The organism is Rhodococcus sp. GB-02 (assembly GCF_053470465.1).
This window is the reverse complement of record NZ_JBPUKE010000003.1, coordinates 195,512-214,010: the sequence shown is the minus strand read 5'-3', so window position 1 is coordinate 214,010 and position 18,499 is coordinate 195,512. Positions and strand designations below refer to the sequence as shown.

At 63.9% G+C, this 18,499-nt stretch carries 16 protein-coding genes; 5 read left to right on the top strand and 11 right to left on the bottom strand.

Annotation, left to right across the window (positions count from 1 at the left end; all coding sequences use genetic code 11):
• Window positions 1-22: 22 nt before the first annotated feature.
• Together ACSW29_RS21390 and ACSW29_RS21385 are read left to right on the top strand one after the other, a co-directional pair.
• A complete protein-coding gene (locus ACSW29_RS21390; RefSeq protein ID WP_003944877.1) occupies window positions 23-454 on the top strand; it encodes an NfeD family protein in 432 nt (143 codons plus the stop codon).
• Window positions 454-1,737, top strand: a complete 1,284-nt coding sequence (locus ACSW29_RS21385) for an SPFH domain-containing protein (protein ID WP_448278247.1) — start codon at window positions 454-456, stop codon at window positions 1,735-1,737. Before ACSW29_RS21390 ends, ACSW29_RS21385 begins: the two co-directional genes overlap by 1 nt.
• A 52-nt stretch (window positions 1,738-1,789) precedes the next feature.
• Here ACSW29_RS21385 and ACSW29_RS21380 read toward each other — a convergent pair whose 3' ends face one another.
• Genes ACSW29_RS21380 through ACSW29_RS21370 form a run of 3 tightly spaced genes read right to left on the bottom strand, consistent with a single transcriptional unit; the run spans window position 1,790 to window position 3,713 of the window.
• Window positions 1,790-2,323 (bottom strand): hypothetical protein, encoded by a 534-nt coding sequence (locus ACSW29_RS21380; RefSeq protein ID WP_448278246.1) that lies wholly within the window; start codon window positions 2,321-2,323, stop codon window positions 1,790-1,792.
• Between the two features lie 54 nt (window positions 2,324-2,377).
• Window positions 2,378-2,974: a hypothetical protein gene (locus ACSW29_RS21375; protein WP_347872736.1), complete on the bottom strand. Its 597-nt coding sequence runs from the start codon at window positions 2,972-2,974 to the stop codon at window positions 2,378-2,380.
• Between the two features lie 31 nt (window positions 2,975-3,005).
• Window positions 3,006-3,713 carry a TVP38/TMEM64 family protein gene (locus ACSW29_RS21370; protein WP_317828087.1) on the bottom strand — a complete coding sequence of 236 codons (708 nt, stop codon included), beginning with the start codon at window positions 3,711-3,713 and terminating at the stop codon, window positions 3,006-3,008.
• 436 nt (window positions 3,714-4,149) lie between these two features.
• Between ACSW29_RS21370 and mutA the strand changes: the two genes are divergently transcribed.
• From mutA to meaB, 3 genes are read left to right on the top strand one after another with little or no spacing between them, the layout of a single operon-like run.
• Entirely contained in the window at window positions 4,150-6,045 is a 1,896-nt protein-coding gene (gene mutA, locus ACSW29_RS21365; protein ID WP_448278245.1) for a methylmalonyl-CoA mutase small subunit, read from the top strand.
• Entirely contained in the window at window positions 6,042-8,294 is a 2,253-nt protein-coding gene (scpA, locus tag ACSW29_RS21360) for a methylmalonyl-CoA mutase (RefSeq protein WP_019748436.1), read from the top strand. The genes mutA and scpA overlap by 4 nt, the downstream gene beginning before the upstream one ends.
• Before the next feature lie 17 nt (window positions 8,295-8,311).
• The gene (gene meaB, locus ACSW29_RS21355; RefSeq protein ID WP_448278244.1) at window positions 8,312-9,304 is read left to right on the top strand and encodes a methylmalonyl Co-A mutase-associated GTPase MeaB; all 993 of its coding nucleotides are present in this window, start codon (window positions 8,312-8,314) and stop codon (window positions 9,302-9,304) included.
• A 62-nt stretch (window positions 9,305-9,366) separates the two neighbouring features.
• Here meaB and ACSW29_RS21350 read toward each other — a convergent pair whose 3' ends face one another.
• The 8 genes from ACSW29_RS21350 to ACSW29_RS21315 form a co-directional block, all read right to left on the bottom strand.
• The gene (locus ACSW29_RS21350) at window positions 9,367-10,314 is read right to left on the bottom strand and encodes a sulfite exporter TauE/SafE family protein (protein WP_347872738.1); all 948 of its coding nucleotides are present in this window, start codon (window positions 10,312-10,314) and stop codon (window positions 9,367-9,369) included.
• 233 nt (window positions 10,315-10,547) lie between these two features.
• Entirely contained in the window at window positions 10,548-11,582 is a 1,035-nt protein-coding gene (locus tag ACSW29_RS21345; RefSeq protein WP_448278243.1) for a nucleoside hydrolase, read from the bottom strand.
• Window positions 11,575-12,051, bottom strand: coding sequence for an OsmC family protein (locus ACSW29_RS21340; protein ID WP_230815609.1), 477 nt, complete (start codon window positions 12,049-12,051; stop codon window positions 11,575-11,577). The genes ACSW29_RS21345 and ACSW29_RS21340 overlap by 8 nt, the downstream gene beginning before the upstream one ends.
• 31 nt (window positions 12,052-12,082) lie before the next feature.
• A complete protein-coding gene (locus ACSW29_RS21335; RefSeq protein ID WP_448278242.1) occupies window positions 12,083-13,384 on the bottom strand; it encodes a CoA transferase in 1,302 nt (433 codons plus the stop codon).
• 18 nt (window positions 13,385-13,402) lie between these two features.
• Window positions 13,403-14,281 carry a 3-methyladenine DNA glycosylase gene (locus tag ACSW29_RS21330; protein WP_317828023.1) on the bottom strand — a complete coding sequence of 293 codons (879 nt, stop codon included), beginning with the start codon at window positions 14,279-14,281 and terminating at the stop codon, window positions 13,403-13,405.
• Window positions 14,282-14,284: 3 nt separating this feature from the next.
• On the bottom strand, window positions 14,285-15,373 hold the full coding sequence (locus ACSW29_RS21325; protein WP_448278241.1) for a hemolysin family protein: 1,089 nt from the start codon (window positions 15,371-15,373) through the stop codon (window positions 14,285-14,287).
• Complete coding sequence (locus tag ACSW29_RS21320) at window positions 15,366-16,748, bottom strand: hemolysin family protein (protein ID WP_230815613.1); 1,383 nt, start codon at window positions 16,746-16,748, stop codon at window positions 15,366-15,368. The genes ACSW29_RS21325 and ACSW29_RS21320 overlap by 8 nt, the downstream gene beginning before the upstream one ends.
• A gap of 311 nt (window positions 16,749-17,059) precedes the next feature.
• Entirely contained in the window at window positions 17,060-18,496 is a 1,437-nt protein-coding gene (locus ACSW29_RS21315) for a GuaB1 family IMP dehydrogenase-related protein (RefSeq protein WP_347872743.1), read from the bottom strand.
• Between the last annotated feature and the right edge of the window lie 3 nt (window positions 18,497-18,499).

The following is an 18,499-nucleotide window of genomic DNA, read 5'->3' as shown; positions in this document are numbered from 1 at the left end:
CACTCTCTGGTTAGATGGTGTTGTGGCTGCACTTATTTGGCTGATCGGAGCACTGGTGCTCGCCGGGGCCGAAGCTTTGGTGGGAGATTTCTTCCTGCTGATGCTCGCCGGTGGGGCGCTCGCTACTGCCGGTGTCAGTGCTGTCACCGACTTCCCGGTGTGGGTCGACGCCGTCATGTTCGGGGTGTTTTCCGCCGCCCTCGTCCTGGGTGTGCGACCGATCATGTTGCGTCGCTTCGGTAGTCCGCCGCCGACCCCGACCGGAATTCAGGCACTCGAAGGTAAGCACGCTCTGGTTCTGGAAGAAGTGGGCGAGCATTCCGGGCAGGTCAAGTTGGACGGCGAGGTGTGGACTGCCAGGCCGTACGACACCACCGAGGTGTACCCGCCGGGCACCAAGGTGACGGTGATGGAAATCAACGGCGCAACAGCAGTCGTCTGGAGGGGACCTTAATGGCAGCACTCATAGTGCTCGGTGTGTTGGTGCTATTCGTGATCTTGGTGGTCGCGAAATCGGTGGCACTGGTACCGCAGGCAGAAGCCGCGGTCATCGAACGGCTCGGCCGATATTCGAAGACGGTGTCCGGGCAGCTCACATTCTTGATCCCGTTCGCCGATCGCGTACGTGCCAAGGTGGATCTCCGCGAGCGGGTGGTCTCGTTCCCGCCGCAACCGGTGATCACCCAGGACAACCTGACACTGTCCATCGACACGGTGGTGTACTTCCAGGTCACCAACCCGCAAGCTGCGGTGTACGAGATCAGCAACTACATCGCTGCCGTCGAGCAGTTGGCGACCACGACGTTGCGAAATGTCGTCGGCGGAATGACCCTTGAAGAGACGTTGACCTCGCGTGATTCCATCAACGGTCAGCTTCGCGGTGTCCTCGACGAGGCGACCGGTCGCTGGGGCCTGCGAGTGGCCCGCGTCGAGCTCAAGAGCATCGATCCTCCGCCCTCGATCCAGGAGTCGATGGAAAAGCAGATGAAGGCGGACCGTGAAAAGCGCGCCATGATTCTGACGGCTGAAGGCCACCGTGAGTCCGCTATCAAGACCGCCGAGGGTGCAAAGCAGAGTCAGATTCTTTCTGCCGAGGGCAACAAGCAGGCGTCGATCCTGAACGCCGAGGGTGAGCGTCAGTCTCAGATCCTTCGCGCTCAAGGTGACCGCGCGGCCAAGTACCTGCAGGCCCAGGGCGAGGCCAAGGCCATCGAGAAGGTCTTCGCCGCCATCAAGTCCGGTAAGCCGACTCCGGAATTGCTTGCATACCAGTACCTTCAGACGTTGCCGCAGATGGCGCAGGGCGATGCGAACAAGGTCTGGCTTGTACCCAGTGACTTCGGTGACGCACTGAAGGGATTTGCGAAAACGCTTGGCGCGCAGGGGCAGGACGGTGTTTTCCGTTACGAGCCGCCGGCCGCCGAAGAGAATCTTCCCAACCCTGAGGATGATTCAGCTGAGGTGGCAGAGTGGTTCGAGACAAAATCCGACCCGGCCATCGCAGAAGCAGTGCGCGCCGCTGAAGTTGCTGCGCGCACACCCGTCGAAGACCCGGCAGCTGCGGTCAGGCACCGCCGTGAAAGTGCGCCCGAGCAGCCTGGACTGGTAAATCCCGCGCTGCCACAGCAGGGTGAAAATCCTTGGCCCGGTCAGCTGCCGCTGCCGCCCGAGCGTGAAGATTTCCAGCAGAAATACCCGTACCAGGGTCAGCCACCCGAGGGCGGCCAGCGCCAATAGTCACCTCTCGCAGTAGTAATCCGTAGTGGTAATCGGGACGGGCACTCATCACCTACGTGATGAGTGCCCGTCCCGTTCCACATACAGCGATCGCCCAGAGGACGCTGACGAAGGTTCCCATGATGAACTGCTCGGACGCGTGCGGTTCGCGAAGTTCCGGGTACCGTGCGAGTCCTTTGACTGCCAAGACGATCGCGATGCCTTCCGGCCAGGTCGCGAGAATCGACGCCGCCACCGCGAGCCGCTCGAGTATCCCGATCACACGCCCGCCGCGAAGAGGTCCGGCATCCGGTGCCGGGCTCCCGTCCGGTTGGCGACGGGCGATCTTGAAGGTGGCAAGCACCAACGGTGCACCGGCAGTGGCGGCGGCAAGTACGCACAGGACAAGCGTCGCCCCGAGCGCAAAACCGTTGACCGGGCTCGTTCGGGTCGATGCGAGCGCGGCAACACCCAGCGCCGGCAACGCGACCACGGACGACGCCCATTCGGGCACCTCCAGTCGACCACGACTGAGCGGTCCCACCGCCGCTGCAACTGCTGGTGCCGCGGCGGCGACGGCGAGTGCGATCAACGCCAGAACGACCATGTATCCGAGCCCCCTGCTGTGTCGACGAGTTCTACTGATGCGAGCGTGAGCAGTCTAGGGCTGGAGTCTGACCAAAAGTCGTTCTGCGAGGCGACGCCCGGCGAGTTCTGCGTGCCATCCGGCGGTCAGGAGTCGCTTCGACATGGCCTGCTTGGTGATTCCGAGTTGTGCGGCCGCGCTGACCTGAGTGAGTCCGCTGTCCATCAGAGCGATGGCTTCGCGCCCGTCCTTCGTCTGTCTCGTGACAATCGTGCCGAGCAAGGTGAACGCGGCATCGACGTCGGCGGCAAGTTCGGCGCGTGATCTCTCTGCCGGTGCCTGCTCGACGGCTATTTTGGCCGGCGCTCGCTTGGCGCGCTCGACGGCTACCCGCGCAGCTTCGAACGCCGGCCCGCGTCCGGCGCGAGTCTGCCGCGGTAGAGGCTGCTCGACTGGGCCGATCCCGATCCCGACACTCCAGTGTTCGCGCCGAATCAGCTCCAGTGCGACGAGGACGAGCAGTGCCGGATCGTCGGTCACCGCTTGAATCTCGTCGCCCGCAGTGCGCTCGAAGGGTCGAAGGAGTTGGTAGCTGGACAGCGCACCGAGAATCTCCCCGACGCGATCGACATCCCGCCGGCTACCTCGTTGATCCACCGTCAGTACGAACATTAGTCAATGTTATGTAGTTGACTTTGAGTAGTCAATCGTTTTGGGTTGACTCAATCAAATCAACCTCTTGAGATTGACTGCTGTCGACGGTGGTTTCGCCCTGTGGAGGCTGACGACGAGCGTCGAACACCAGACCGGCGATCCCGATTGCAATGCAGATCCCGGACAGAATCAGGAGACGAGGATCGGCTTCGCCGGACAGCGCATCGCCCAGAACGACAATCCCGACAGTGCCGGGCAAAATGCCGACGACGGTGGCAAGGATGTAGGGCACGATCCGGATCGACGAAATGCCGCAGCAGTAGTTCACCACCGAGAAGGGGACAAACGCGATCAAGCGCAGGGACCCGACGGCCAGCCACCCCCGCTTTTCGATCCGCTCGTCCACCCGCCGGATCGTCGGACTCGAAATCCGTTGCCAAACGACGTCGCGGCCGATGGCGCGGACCAGGTAGAGGGCCAGCACGGCGCTCACAGTCGTTGCCGCCACAGTAAGGGCGATGCCGGTCACCGAGCCGAAAAGAACCCCCGCGCTGAGTGTGAAGACGGTCCGCGGAAACGGCGCAACGGTGACTATCGAATGAACCAGGAAGAACACTAGGGGGAACGCCGGGCCAACCGAGTCCGCCCACTCGCGCACCTGAGACACCGTGGGATGTGGGGCGAGGAGGGCAGCGAGGAACAAAGCGAGCACTACCAGGACTATTGCGATCAATCTTCGGTCCAGCAGGCGTCCCATCACAGGTCACCAGGCTACCTGTGAACGGTGAACCGAGTCGCTCGCACGCTGGGAACGGTGTGCCGAAGACCATCCCGAATGCTGGAAATTCACGTGCTCCAGGCGACAATGAAAGCTGTGCTGTGACGAAAACCACTACGCTTCCCAAGTGGTCCGCACCTGCAGTCCCGGCCAGTGAAACGAACTCGTGAGTAACTCACATACATGCTGAACAATCGCTAGGTAAGGACCAGTTGCACGGGTCCGAATCACTGAACACACACGCCGGCGGACCGGTCGGGAAGTGGTCGTGAACGGCGTCGTGAACGGCACTGTGAAGAACCTGACGTGATCCTCACGATATCTGAGCTCAGACGCGGGTTAGCATCACAGAACTAACGAACAATTCCGATTATCGGTACAGCGCTCACGCTAAAAATGAGAGGGAGCGGACACAGTGTCATTAGCTTCAGAAGCCGAGGCTGTCGAGCAGGCATACGCGGAGTGGCAGCGCTCCGTAGCCGGTGTGCTCGCCAAGTCCCGCAGAGTCGATGCGGCAGAACTGGGCCCCGAGCCACAGAAACTGCTCGAAACCGTCACCTACGACGGCGTCACTGTCGCACCGCTCTACAGCCCACGCGACGAGCGTCCTGAGCAGACCCTGCCGGGCACGTTCCCGTACGTGCGGGGTGTCGATGCTCACCGTGACGTCAATGCCGGCTGGCTGGTCTCCGCAGCATTCGGAACGGCCTCGGCAGCCGAGACGAATCGCAGCGTCCTGGACGCCCTCGAAAACGGCGTCAGCGCACTCTGGTTGAAAGTGGGCGGGGGCGGCGTTCCGGTCACCGACCTCGGCGCTGCGCTCGAGGGCGTGCTTCTCGATCTCGCGCCGCTGACGCTCGACGCAGGCGCCGAGGCCGGCGATGCAGCACGTGCACTCTTCTCACTCCTCGACGCGCGTGCCGAGGCCGGTGACGGCGTCAGCGATCGCGCCGGTATCCGCATCGACCTCGGTGCCGCTCCGCTGACCAGTTCGTTTTCCGGCTCAGCCGACGTCGAACTTGCCGACGCCGTCGAGTTGTCCGCCCTCGCTGCAGCTCGCGCGGAAACTGTGCACGCGATCACCGTCGACGGCACGGCGTTCCACAACGCTGGTGCCGGGGATGCCGAAGAACTCGGAGCCGCGATTGCCGCAGGCCTCGAATACCTCCGCGCACTCACCGCAGAGAGCGGCCTGGCCATCGGTGCTGCGTTGTCGCAGTTGGCCTTCCGCTACTCGGCAACCGACGATCAGTTCCAGACCATCGCGAAGTTCCGTGCCGCACGTCTCGTGTGGGCCCGCATCGCTCAGGTCTGCGGAGCTTCCGACTTCGGTGGAGCGCCCCAGCATGCGGTCACCTCCGCCGCGATGATGGCTCAGCGTGATCCCTGGGTGAACATGCTGCGCACCACCCTCGCCGCATTCGGCGCCGGTGTCGGCGGAGCAGACGCTGTGACGGTTCTTCCGTTCGATGTCGCGCTTGCCGACGGCACCCTCGGCGTCAGTAAGTCGTTCTCCTCACGCATCGCCCGAAACACACAGCTGCTCCTGCTCGAAGAGTCGCACCTGGGCCGTGTCCTCGATCCTTCGGCCGGATCCTGGTACGTCGAAGACCTGACACAGCAGATCGCCGCCACCGCGTGGGAGTTCTTCCAGGAAATCGAAGCAGCCGGTGGATATCTTGCCGCACTCGAGGCGGGAATCGTCTCCGGTCGCATCGCTGCCACCAAAGCCAAGCGCGACTCCGACATCGCACACCGTAAGACCACGGTCACCGGTGTCAACGAGTTCCCGAACCTCGGTGAAACACCGCTGTCCACCGAAGCAGTCGAGCCCGGTCAGGCCGTCGCCCGCTACGCAGCTGCGTTCGAAGCGCTTCGCGACCGTTCGGATGCGTTCCTCGCCGCCGGAGGCGCCCGTCCCGCTGCGCTTCTCGCGCCGCTGGGCTCAGTCGCAGAACACAACGTGCGCACCACGTTTGCGTCCAACCTGCTCGCTTCGGGCGGCATCGACGCAATCAACCCCGGCCCGCTCGAGGTGGGCGCCGAGGCTATCTCCGCTGCCGTCAAGGCTTCCGGTGCCACGGTCGCCGTGCTGTGCGGCACGGACAAGCGCTACGGCGAGAGCGCAGCAGCGGCCGTCGCCGAACTTCGTGCTGCCGGCATCACCAAGGTGCTGCTCGCAGGACCGGAAAAGGCAGTCGCCGACGCGACCGGCGATTCTCGCCCGGACGGATTCCTCACAGCCCGCATCGACGCAGTGTCGGCTCTGACCGAACTGCTCGACTTCATCGAGACGGGAAGCTCCAAGTGACGACACGAGAGGTCAAACACGTGATCGGCAGTTTCGCCGAGGTCCCACTCGAGGACCCGCAGTCTCCGGCACCCACACCGCCGTCGGTCGAGCAGGCACAGGCGCTCATCGAAGAGGGCGCAAACGCCAACAACTACGCCGCCGAGCAGGTTGTCTGGTCCACCCCGGAAGGCATCGACGTCAAGCCGGTGTACACCGGCGCCGACCGCACGGCGGCCGCCGAGTCCGGTTACCCGCTCGACAGCTTCCCGGGCGCAGCGCCGTTCCTGCGTGGTCCGTACCCGACCATGTACGTGAACCAGCCGTGGACCATTCGCCAGTACGCAGGCTTCTCCACTGCCGCCGAGTCCAACGCGTTCTACCGTCGTAACCTCGCGGCCGGTCAGAAGGGCCTGTCGGTCGCTTTCGACCTCGCCACGCACCGCGGCTACGACTCCGATCACCCGCGCGTCGCCGGTGACGTCGGAATGGCCGGTGTTGCAATCGATTCCATCCTCGACATGCGTCAGCTCTTCGACGGAATCGACCTCTCGCAGGTGTCGGTCTCGATGACGATGAACGGTGCCGTGTTGCCGATCCTCGCGCTGTACGTCGCTGCGGCAGGCGAGCAGGGTGTCACTCCGGACAAGCTGGCCGGAACGATCCAGAACGACATCCTCAAAGAGTTCATGGTTCGAAACACCTACATCTATCCGCCCAAGCCCTCGATGCGGATCATCTCGGACATCTTCGCGTACTCCAGCGCGGAAATGCCGAAGTACAACTCCATCTCCATCTCGGGCTACCACATCCAGGAAGCCGGAGCGACGGCCGATCTGGAACTGGCATACACCCTCGCCGACGGAGTCGAGTACATCCGCGCCGGCCTCGACGCCGGGATGGACATCGACAAGTTCGCGCCTCGCCTGTCCTTCTTCTGGGCCATCGGCATGAACTTCTTCATGGAGGTCGCCAAGCTCCGTGCCGGACGCCTCCTGTGGGCCGAGCTGGTTGCCAAGTTCGACCCCAAGAGCGCCAAGTCTCTGTCGCTGCGTACCCACTCGCAGACCTCGGGCTGGTCGCTCACCGCGCAGGACGTCTTCAACAACGTTCCGCGTACCTGCGTCGAAGCCATGGCTGCCACCCAGGGCCACACTCAGTCGCTGCACACCAACGCACTCGACGAAGCCATCGCACTGCCGACGGACTTCTCCGCCCGCATCGCCCGTAACACCCAGTTGCTGCTGCAGCAGGAATCCGGCACCGTTCGCCCGATCGACCCGTGGGGCGGCTCGTACTACGTCGAGTGGCTCACCAACGAACTCGCCAACCGGGCTCGTAAGCACATCGAAGAGGTCGAGGAAGCCGGCGGAATGGCTCAGGCCATCAACGAAGGCATCCCGAAGCTGCGCATCGAGGAAGCTGCCGCCCGCACCCAGGCACGCATCGACTCCGGTCGGCAGCCGCTCGTCGGCGTCAACAAGTACGTTCCCGACGAGGTCGACACCATCGAAGTTCTCAAGGTCGAGAACTCCAAGGTGCGCAAGGAACAGCTCGAGAAGCTGGTTCGCCTTCGCGCAGAACGTGATCCGGAAGCCGTCGAGGCCGCACTCGCGAACCTCACCCGCGCTGCCGCATCCACCGAAGGCGGCATGGAGAACAACCTCCTCGCCCTCGCTGTCGTCGCCGCCCGCGCGATGGCTACCGTCGGCGAGATTTCCGACGCTCTCGAAAAGGTGTACGGACGCCACCAGGCCGAGATCCGCACCATCAGTGGTGTGTACCGCGACGAGGCAGGAACGGTGAGCAACATCAGCAAGGCGATGGAACTGGTCGAGAAGTTCGCCGAAGACGAGGGACGTCGTCCCCGTATTCTCGTCGCGAAGATGGGCCAGGACGGTCACGACCGTGGCCAGAAGGTCATCTCCACGGCCTTCGCGGACATCGGATTCGACGTTGACGTCGGACCGCTGTTCCAGACTCCCGAAGAGGTCGCCAATCAGGCGGCCGACAACGACGTCCACGTAGTCGGTGTGTCGTCGTTGGCAGCCGGTCACCTCACCTTGGTGCCGGCGCTGCGGGAGGCTCTGGCTGCGGCCGGTCGTCCCGACATCATGATCGTCGTCGGCGGCGTCATTCCGCCCGGTGACTTCGACGAACTCTACGAGGCCGGCGCTGCTGCCATCTTCCCGCCCGGCACCGTCATCGCCGACGCTGCCAGCGGATTGTTGGAGAAGCTCTCCGCCCAACTAGGTCACGACCACAGCTGAGAAGGGGGTCACTGAAGATGGCACGTCAGCCCATCGACATTGATTCTCTCGCCGAGGCGGTACGTGGAAATCAGCGTGCCGGCCTCGCTCGGGCGATCACACTCGTCGAGTCCACTCGCGACGACCACCGGGCTCTCGCGCAGCAGCTTTTGCTGAAGTTGTTGCCCGAGGCCGGGGGAGCACACCGGATCGGCATCACCGGCGTCCCCGGCGTCGGCAAGTCGACGTTCATCGACGCGCTCGGAATGTACTTGCTGGAGAAGGGGCATCGGGTTGCGGTGTTGGCGGTCGATCCGTCGTCCACTCGCACCGGTGGCTCAATTCTCGGCGACAAGACGCGCATGGCTCGGCTCACGGTCGAGAAGAACGCATATATTCGTCCGTCACCGACGTCCGGCACACTCGGCGGTGTCGCGAAGGCAACTCGCGAAACCATCGTGCTTCTCGAGGCTGCCGGTTTCGACGTCATCCTCGTGGAGACGGTGGGCGTCGGGCAGTCCGAGGTCACCGTCGCGAACATGGTGGACTGCTTCACGTTCTTGACCCTCGCTCGTACGGGCGATCAGCTGCAGGGGATCAAGAAGGGTGTACTCGAACTCGCGGATCTGGTCGCGGTCAACAAGGCCGACGGCAAGCACGAGCGCGAGGCGAAAGGCGCAGCCCGCGAATTGGCCGGAGCGCTGCGCCTGATCTACCCGCATGACGCGATCTGGAAGCCGCCCGTCATCACGATGAGCGGCCTCGAAGGTGTCGGTCTGGACGAGTTCTGGGGAACTGTCACCAAGCACCGTGAGGTGCTCACCGAAGCGGGGCAGTTCGAGGAGAAGCGTCGACAGCAGCAGGTCGACTGGACCTGGACGATGGTCAACGATCAGCTGCTGCGCAGGCTCTCCAGCAACGAGCGGGTGCGTGCGATCCGGGCCGACGTCGAGCAGAGCGTGCGCGACGGTTCGCTGACGGCGGCGTTGGCTGCGGGGCGGATTCTCGACGCGTTCGACGGAAGCAACTAAGGCGAAAACCAAGAAATCCCGGGTATCCGAACGCGGATACCCGGGATTTCTTCTGTGACGAGTTATCGTTCGCGCTTGGCTGCAGGCTCGGTGAGTTCGGTCTCGACCGCGAGTTCGACTCCCGTGAAGTCGCCTTCTGCTTCGGCCGGGGTGAGCGTGGACCGCTTCCACGCGTAGAACAGCAACGCTGCCCAGGCGGCGATGATGGTGAGGTATCCGGCCGCCGTGACCGCTCCGGTGATGTCGAAGGATTTGAACAGCTTCTGCGCGTTGGTCAACACGATCACGCCGCCCACTGCCGTTCCGAGCAACGTCGCGGGCACCCGGCTGACCAACCACGCCGCAAACGGTGCTGCGATTACACCGCCGAGAGCGAGACCGGCAACAACGAGGAGGTTTCCCATCGACTCGTGACCGAGCCCGATGAGAAATCCCAGCGATGCAGCAGACGCGACCAGAAACTCCGACGCGCTGACCGAGCCGATCACCGTGCGCGGTGCGGTCTTGCCGCGGGAGAGCAGTGTGCTGGTGGTGATCGGGCCCCAACCGCCGCCGCCGGATGCGTCGATGAAACCACCGAACAGCCCGAGCGGGGACAGGAAGCGAGCGGTGTGCGGGGTGGTGCGAGCATTCGCGACGGCCGGTGGACGGACCGAAAAGCGAAGTGCCACATAGATACCGATTGCCAGCAGAATCGTCGCCGTGATGGGGACCGCCGCTTCGGTCGACAAACCCGAGAGAACGGTGGCACCGATGAATGCACCGACAGCGCCGGGCACGCCCAGCTTGGCGACCAGCTTCCAGTCGATGTTCTTGAACTTCCAATGCGACACCCCCGAAGCGAGGGTGGTGCCGACCTCGGCCAGGTGAACCGCGGCGCTCGCCTGAGCTGGACCGAGCCCACCGATCATCAGCAGAGTGGTTGCGGTGACACCGAAGGCCATGCCGAGGGCGCCGTCGACGAGCTGGGCGCCGACGCCGACAAGGGTGAACAAAAGAAGATTGAACATGAGAAGACAGACTCCGAGCGAAGAAGCGACAAAGTCAGGGGTGCAGGCAGCGAGAAATCGCCGCTCAGCAACACGCCTGATCGAAGCATGCGCTACGACGAGTGGGCCAGAACGCCATCAATCCAAGCGCAAATGCCGGGGAGGCATCGTGGCTGGAAATCTGCACGTCAGGGTCCTTCGGTTCTCGTTCGTTGGTGTTCTGTCCATGCGAGCATAGCCGGTGCCGCGCTCGATCAACCCACGACGCGGGCGTAATTTCCCACTCGGTGGACAAGTCGATCGAAGAATTCCGCCGGATCGGTGCTGACGGCGATGTCCGCGTTAGGTTCGCGTTTCCAACGTCCGACCCAGTCCGCGACCGTGGTTCCGATCAACAGTGGGCTCTCGGTTTCGACATCTACCGTTGCCGGTTTCAGCGTCGCCAAGCTCGGGTCGAGCGCGACGGCAGCCGCAAACGGGTCGTGCATGTGAGCTAGAAATCCCTGGTCGTACTCACGATGGAACTCCATGTAGAACCGGATCGCGTCGGACATGTGCCGGATCACGCTGTTGGACGCGGAGCTCCTGACATCGTGGCCGTCGTCAGGAGAGATGATCTCTTCCGGGGTACTCCCGGCAGCTTCGGCGAGCCGACGCACATGTTCGGGGAACATCTCGATGGATTCGGTGACGTTGAGGCCGCAGATGATCGGACGTCGGTGCGCGGGCACTACGGAGAACGCGTCGAACACTTCCTTGGCGGCATGCGGATCGACCGAGACGTTCCACTCCGCGGTCGGCGTCGTGTTGCCCGGATAGTTGAACGACCCACCCATCACGACCAGTCGTTTCAGCAGAGAAGGAAGGTCGGGTTCGCGTCTGATCGCCAGGGCCAGATTGGTGAGGGGTCCCGTCACCAGTCCGGTGAGTTGTCCGGGGTACTCACGAACGAGATCCACCCAGAGATCGGTGGCGGTACGAACCGACAGCCCGCGTCCCGAATCGGGGAGCACGGCATGCCCGATCCCTTGTGGACCGTGAGTCTCCTCGGTGGTGCGCAGCGGGATGACCAGGGGCTCACGGGCACCGAGTGCAACCTCGATGTCCGGGGCCCCGCAGAGTGCGAGCCAGTTCAGATTGTTGGCCGCGACCTGTTCCACGGGAACGTTGCCGGCGGTACTCGCAATCCCCACGATCTCGGCCTCGGCGCTGGCGAGAAGATAGAGCAGTGCCAGCGAGTCGTCGATACCGGTGTCGACGTCGACAATGAGCTTGTGCACATCACTCATCGGTGGCCACCAGGATCGTCGGCGAGTGCAGGACCGGGAAGTTCACCGAACGAGCGATGAAGCACTTCGTGTGTGCCGGGCCGTGAAGATCCTCGGCCGTCTCGACCATCGACGCGTCGGCGACCAGCACCGTCGGATTCAACGTCACTTCGATGAACTGCCCACCGCCGTCGGACTCCTCGATCATGCTGCCGACCGGCTGATCGCTGTAGTCGAGGACAACCACCCCTGCGGCCGCTGCCAGGCCGAGGTACCAGAGCATGTGGCACTGGGCGAGCGAGGCTACGAGCAGTTCCTCGGGATTCCACCGCTGCGCGTCACCGCGGAACGAGGGATCGGAGCTGCCGAGAAGCTCCGGCTTCCCGACCGCGGATATTGCGTGATTGCGCGAATATGCCTGTGTGCTGGACGTTCCGGATCCCAGATCGCCCGTCCACTGGAGGTCGAGTGTGTAGGTATGTGACTTCACAGGTCCATCTTGCCCTGAATGCGCCGTTCCCTCAGTGAGCCCACTCCGCCGGATCCGATCCCCACGAATGTGCAGTTGAGGGGTAGTCCTCGAACTCTGCCAACGCGGGTCGTGCGGTGGTCACGTCGCCGTGGTTGACAACAGCGCCGAAGCCAGGTGCCGTCGGCTGGCCGGGGTGGATGGTTCGCCCAGGCGCATCCAGAAGACGGGTGCAGGTACCTGCCAGCGACACGTCGACAGAGCGGCCGCGCCCGTCGTGCGAGCGCAATGTCAACGCGTCGAGGAGCCCTGCTGCAAGGAAGTACCCGCTCGCGTGGTCGAGTGCCTGCGCGGGAAGGGCGCCGGGTTTCTCTCCACCCTCGAGGAACGAGATGCCGGACGCGGCCTGCACGATGCTGTCGAAGCCTCGCCGATCCGCCCACGGACCTTCCCAACCCCACGCGCTGACACGCCCGTGAATCAGGTGCGCCGGAAGATCTCGCCCGATGAGCGCTTCGAGTGCACCCGGCCGGTAGCCGGTGACCAGCACATCGGCGGTTTCGAGGAGTTCGCGGAACGCTGTCGCACCCTCCAAGGATTTCAGGTCGAGAAGCGCCGACCGCTTGCCCTGGCCACTGTCGAGATGCTGCCATCCGATTTCAGGGATCGCCGGGGGATCGATCCGCAGAACTTCGGCGCCGACCAGCGCGAGGGCACGGGTCGCGATCGGGCCTGCGATGACGCGGGTCAGGTCGAGAACGCGTGGGTGCGTCGGATGCGTGCGGGGTTTTCCCTCGTCGCTTGCTCGGATGGATAACAGAGGCGCAGACCTCGCAGCTGCGCACTGCTCACTCAGGCGCCATTCGGTCTCGGTACGTACGCGGACCGCGATGGCTCCGATCTCGGCGGCCTGCTGCTCGATCTCGATAGCAGAGAGTTCGGATATCCGTTGTGCCACTGCTTCTTTGGGCGATCCAGGTTCGAGTTCCAAAATGGTGAGCAGTCGGTCGCGATGGTGTGGATAGTTGCCGTGCGTGCGGACCCAACCGTCACGGGCGGCGAAGAATCCCGAGTACACGGAGAACCCGTTGATCGGTTCGCCTCCGGTGCGGAACAGTCGATCGCTCGAAAAGGACGCGGCGATACGTTCGGGATTCAGGGTCCAGTGCCCGGATCCTCGATCAATCGCGGAGGCGAACGCCGCAACCGAACCCGCAGCGAGGTCGAACACCGGCAAGTGCGCCGCAAGGAAGCCCGCCGAGTCCGGGCATTCGATGTGCCCGCGTCGGTCGTCGGTGTGCATCCCCACGTCACGTTGGTATTCGTCGAGATAAAACCCGTACCCGTGATCCATGCGACGCCTTTCGGCAGTTCAGTGGTCGAGAAGCTCCCGGCACTTCTTTGCCAGCGTATCGCGGAGCGGCGCAGCACGATCCGCCAAGTGTTGTTGCTGACGCACGTATTCGGCGCGTCCGGCTGGAGTTTCGATGCGAATGGGGGAGTACCCGTACTCGGCGAGGTCGTAGGGGCTCGCGCGCATGTCGAGTTCGCGGGCCAGGAGCGCGTGTTCGAAGCACCGCATCACCAGATCCGAATCGACGAGCGGCAACAACTTGAAAGACCATTTGTACAGGTCCATACCGGCGTGCAGGCAGCCCGGCTGCTCGTGATCCGCCTGAGTCTCCCGTGCAAGGGGGAGCGAATTCTTGGGGCCCGCGTCCGGCGTGAAGAACCGGAACGCGTCGTAGTGCGTGCATTTGAGCGGCAAGGATTCGACGACCGCATCGGTACCCGCGAACCCGAGCCGCAGCGGCACTGACTGGTGACGGATTGCGTCCTCGCCGCCGCGATAGACCATCGCCCATTCGTGGAGGCCGAAGCAGCCCAGCACAGCGGGCCGCGCAGACGTCTGATTCAACAGATTCCACACGAATTCGACTGTGTGACGCCGACGCTCCAGCACGGAGGCCTCGACCGTCGCGGTACCCGAATCGTCGACGCGGTAGCCGGAGAAGGCTGCATATTCGCCGGCGTTCTCGAGTGCGACTCCGTACCCGGGGTGCCAGCGCCGCAATTGAGCGGGCTTGAAGTTGTAGTACGTGAAGAGGAAATCGTGCACCGGGTGCGAGATACCGGCGCTACGACGCGCTCGGTGCGGCTCGACGAGCTTCTCCACCTCCTCGAGGTGAAGTGCCCGCCGAGCCGTCCACTCGCTCTGTGCGAGTGCGAGTGCATGCACCGAACGTGTCATCGATCAGCTGTTTCTTTGTCCGGGAACAGCATCTGTGCCGCGGTGCGTGCCGTCGCGAACCGTGCCGACGTACTCCTCGAGTAGGTCCTCGAGCGCGACGATACCGATCACCACTCCGTCAGCGTCCGTGACTGCGCCGAGGTGCGAGCTGGCCCGACGAAGGCCGGCCAACGCTTCGGCCAGCGGCGTGCTGAGCGGAACGATGGGCAACGGGCGGATATCGGATGTCGGAACGACGGTGTCCGGCCCGGCAGCTTCGTCGAGCACCTCGTCGAGCACATCCTTGAGGTGCACGTACCCGGCCAGCGATCCGTCGCTCGCTCGGACCGGGTAACGCGAGTATCCGGTCTCGATGACCGCACGCTCGATCTCACCCAGTGTTGTTCCCGACGGTGTGAGGGGAATGGTCCGAACCTTTTCGAGAGTGATCAGAACCTCGGACACCGTGCGATCGGTCGATTCGAGAGCCTGCTTCAACCGCCGGTGTTCTTCGGCGTCGATCAGACCTTCGGATCGCGATTCACCGATCATCGCGGACAACTCCACGGCAGAGACCGTGACGTCGAGTTCGTCCTTCGGCTCGACGCGCAGGAGCTTCAGCACGCCGTTTGCGCACAGGTTGTAGAACGCGATGATCGGGCGAGCGATCTTGATGAAGGCCAGATGCACGGGAACGAGCAGCATGGCCGTCTTCTCGGGGCCGGCCAACGCGATGTTCTTGGGAACCATCTCGCCGAGCAGGATGTGCAGCACGACGACGAGCGACAGCGCGATCGCGAACGAGATCGGGTGCAGCAGTCCGTCGGGCAGGCCGACGGCTTCCATCGGCACCTCGAGGAGGTGCGCAATGGCAGGTTCGGCGACCTTACCCAGGAGAATCGAGCAGATCGTGATGCCCAGCTGAGCTGCCGCAAGCATCAGCGACAGGTTCTCACCGGCCTTGATGACTGTGAGTGCCCGCTTCTTACCCTGCGCGACAAGTGCCTCGAGGCGGTCGCGTCGTGCGGAGATCAGCGCGAACTCCGCACCGACGAAGAATGCGTTACCGGCGAGCAGCACGACGGTGAGGAGTACACCGAAGAGGTTATTCATCGTCGGACTCCTTCTTGTCGTCGTCTGCGGATTCGGGTTCGACGTAAGCGGGGACCGGCGTGATGGTCACCCGGTCGATACGACGGCCGTCCATGCTGGTCACTCGGGCGATCCACTTGCCACGGGAATCGCCGGAGGAGTCGACATCGGGCAATTCCACTTCGTCACCCTCGTCGGGGATGCGTCCCAGTTCGGTGAGCACCAACCCACCGAGGGTGTCGTAGTCGCCTTCGGGGGCGGTGTATCCGGTTGCCGACGTGACCTCGTCGATGCGCAGGAGACCGGAGCACGACCAGCCGTCGCCGACGCGCTGTACGTCGAGTTCGGGTTCGTCGTGTTCGTCGCGCACATCACCGACGATTTCCTCGATGAGGTCTTCCATCGTGACGATGCCGGCTGTTCCGCCGTATTCGTCGACGACAAGAGCGACCTGCATGCCGTCGGAGCGGATCCGCTCCATGACGGTGTCTCCGTCCAGACTCGACGGCACGACGGGAACACGTTGAGCCAGACTGTCGACGCGCGTCGTGCGCCTGCGCTCGGCCGGAACGGTGAACGCGTGCTTGATGTGTACGACGCCGACCGTGTCGTCGAGATCGCCGCGAACGACGGGGAAGCGCGAGTAGCCAGTTCGCGACGCCGTCACGATCAGGTCTGCGACGGTGTCCGAGAGTTCCAGCGATTCGATCTTCACTCGCGGGGTCATCAGTTCTTCTGCGGTGCGGTCACCGAACTGCAGCGAACGGTCGACGAGCATCGCCGTGCCCTTGTCGATGGACCCGCGCTGCGCGGACGTCCGCACGAGGGATCCGAGTTCCTGCGGTGATCGCGCCGAGCGCAGTTCCTCCGCGGGTTCGATGCCCAGGCGTCGCACAATCCAGTTGGCGGCTCCGTTGAGGCCGTTGATGGCCCACCGGAAGATCAGCGAGAAGCCGGCCTGCAGGCCCGCAGTTGCACGAGCGGTGGGCATCGGCTTGGAGATTGCGAGGTTCTTGGGTACGAGCTCGCCGAAGATCATCGAGAACGACGTCGCGAGTACCAGCGCCAAGATCAAAGACGTTGTCGAGGCAGCGGATTCGCTGAGTCCGACGGCCTTCGCAACTGGTGTGATGAACCGCGCCAGAACGGGCTCGGCCAGGTAACCGGTGATCAGGGTCGTGATCGTGATGCCGAGTTGGGCACCGGAGAGCTGGAACGAGAGAGTCTTGTGTGCGTGTTGAACCTGGCGCGAGCGTCGGTCGCCGTCGCGAGCGGCTTCGTCGACGGTACTGCGCTCGAGCGCGGTCAGTGAGAATTCGGCCGCCACGAAGAGGGCGGTGCCTGCAGTCAGCGCGATGAAGCCGAAGAGGCTGAGAATGGTGAAAACGATGTCCATGTGTCATCGCCACCTGAATTGTGCACGGGGGCCGCCGGGTTTGTCTCCCGGCTCGCTAGAGGAGCCCTCCGAACCGGCGGAATCAGACGATTCCTCGGATAAAACGACGGGTGTAGCGCCGGGTAAGTGTGTGGGTGCCTCGGGCACCGGGTTCCTCTCGTCGGAGCCGAGGATTTCTCGGCTGTAGCGGGCTCGGTCGGGTCGCCGAAGGGCACCCGACCGAGTTTTGTTTTCTGTTTACGGAACCAATGATACCGGCGGGTGTCCGGGAGTAGGGACCCGAGCACCCGCCGACTGTCACGGAACCCTGATCACCAACCTGACGGAAGCGGCCGTCCTTCGGCGAATCCGGCAGCGGACTGAACACCGAGAACTGCCTTCTCATGCAACTCTTCGAGTGAGCGCGCACCCGCGTACGTGCAGGTACTGCGCACGCCGGAACAGATCTGATCGATCAGGTCCTCGACACCCGGGCGCTCGGGATCGAGACGCATCCGCGAACTGGAGATGCCCTCCTCGAACAATCCCTTACGGGCGCGATCAAAAGCCGTTTCAGTGGCCGTGCGAGCGGCAACGGCGCGCTTGGACGCCATGCCGAAGCTCTCCTTGTACGCATTGCCCGCCTGATCGACCTTGAGGTCGCCGGGGGACTCGTACGTACCGGCGAACCACGAGCCGATCATGACGTTCGACGCGCCCGCTGCGAGGGCGAGTGCGACGTCGCGGGGGTGGCGAACTCCGCCGTCGGCCCAGACGTGCTTGCCGAGCTCACGTGCCGCTGCGGCACATTCCGCGACGGCCGAGAACTGTGGGCGTCCGACGCCGGTCATCATGCGCGTCGTGCACATAGCGCCCGGCCCGACTCCGACCTTGACGATGTCCGCGCCGGCCGCGATCAGATCGCGGGTGCCCTGTGCCGACACCACGTTGCCTGCGACCAACGGGACGCCGAGGTCGAGCGCCTTGAGAGTGGTGAGCGCATCGATCATTCTCTGCTGGTGACCGTGCGCCGTGTCGACGACGATCACGTCGGCACCGGCGTCGACGAGTGCCTTTGCCTTGGCGCCCACGTCACCGTTGACACCCACCGCCGCGGCAACCCGGAGTGCGCCCCGCTCGTCGACTGCGGGATCGTAGATTCCCGCACGAATCGCACCGGTGCGGGTGAGGACGCCGGCAAGAGTGCCGTCTTCGTTGACGATGACCGCCAGCGGATCGTGCTTGGCTTCGAGAAGTTCGAACACCTCGCGAGGTGTAGCGGTGACCGGGGCGGTGACGAAGTCGGTGATGGCGACCGAGCGCAGACGCGTGAACCGATCGACGTCAGCACAGGCGGCCTCGGTGACTACACCGAGTGGCTTACCGTCCTCGACCACCACGACGGCGCCGTGAGCGCGCTTGGGCAGAAGCGCCAGCGCGTCGGAGACGGCGTCGACCGGGCTCAAGGTGACCGGCGTATCGGCGACGAGGTGGCGGCTCTTGACGAATGCCACGGTCTCGGCGACGGCTTCGGTGGGGACGTCCTGCGGAATGATGACCAGCCCGCCGCGGCGGGCAACTGTCTCGGCCATACGGCGGCCGGCTACTGCGGTCATATTGGCGACGACGACGGGAATGGTGGTTCCGGATCCGTCGGAAGAAGTGAGATCGACGTCGAACCGGGAGGTGACCTCTGTCCGGTTAGGGACGAGAAAAACGTCGTCGTAGGTCAGGTCGTATGGGGGGCGTTGCCCTTCGAGGAACTGCACGTT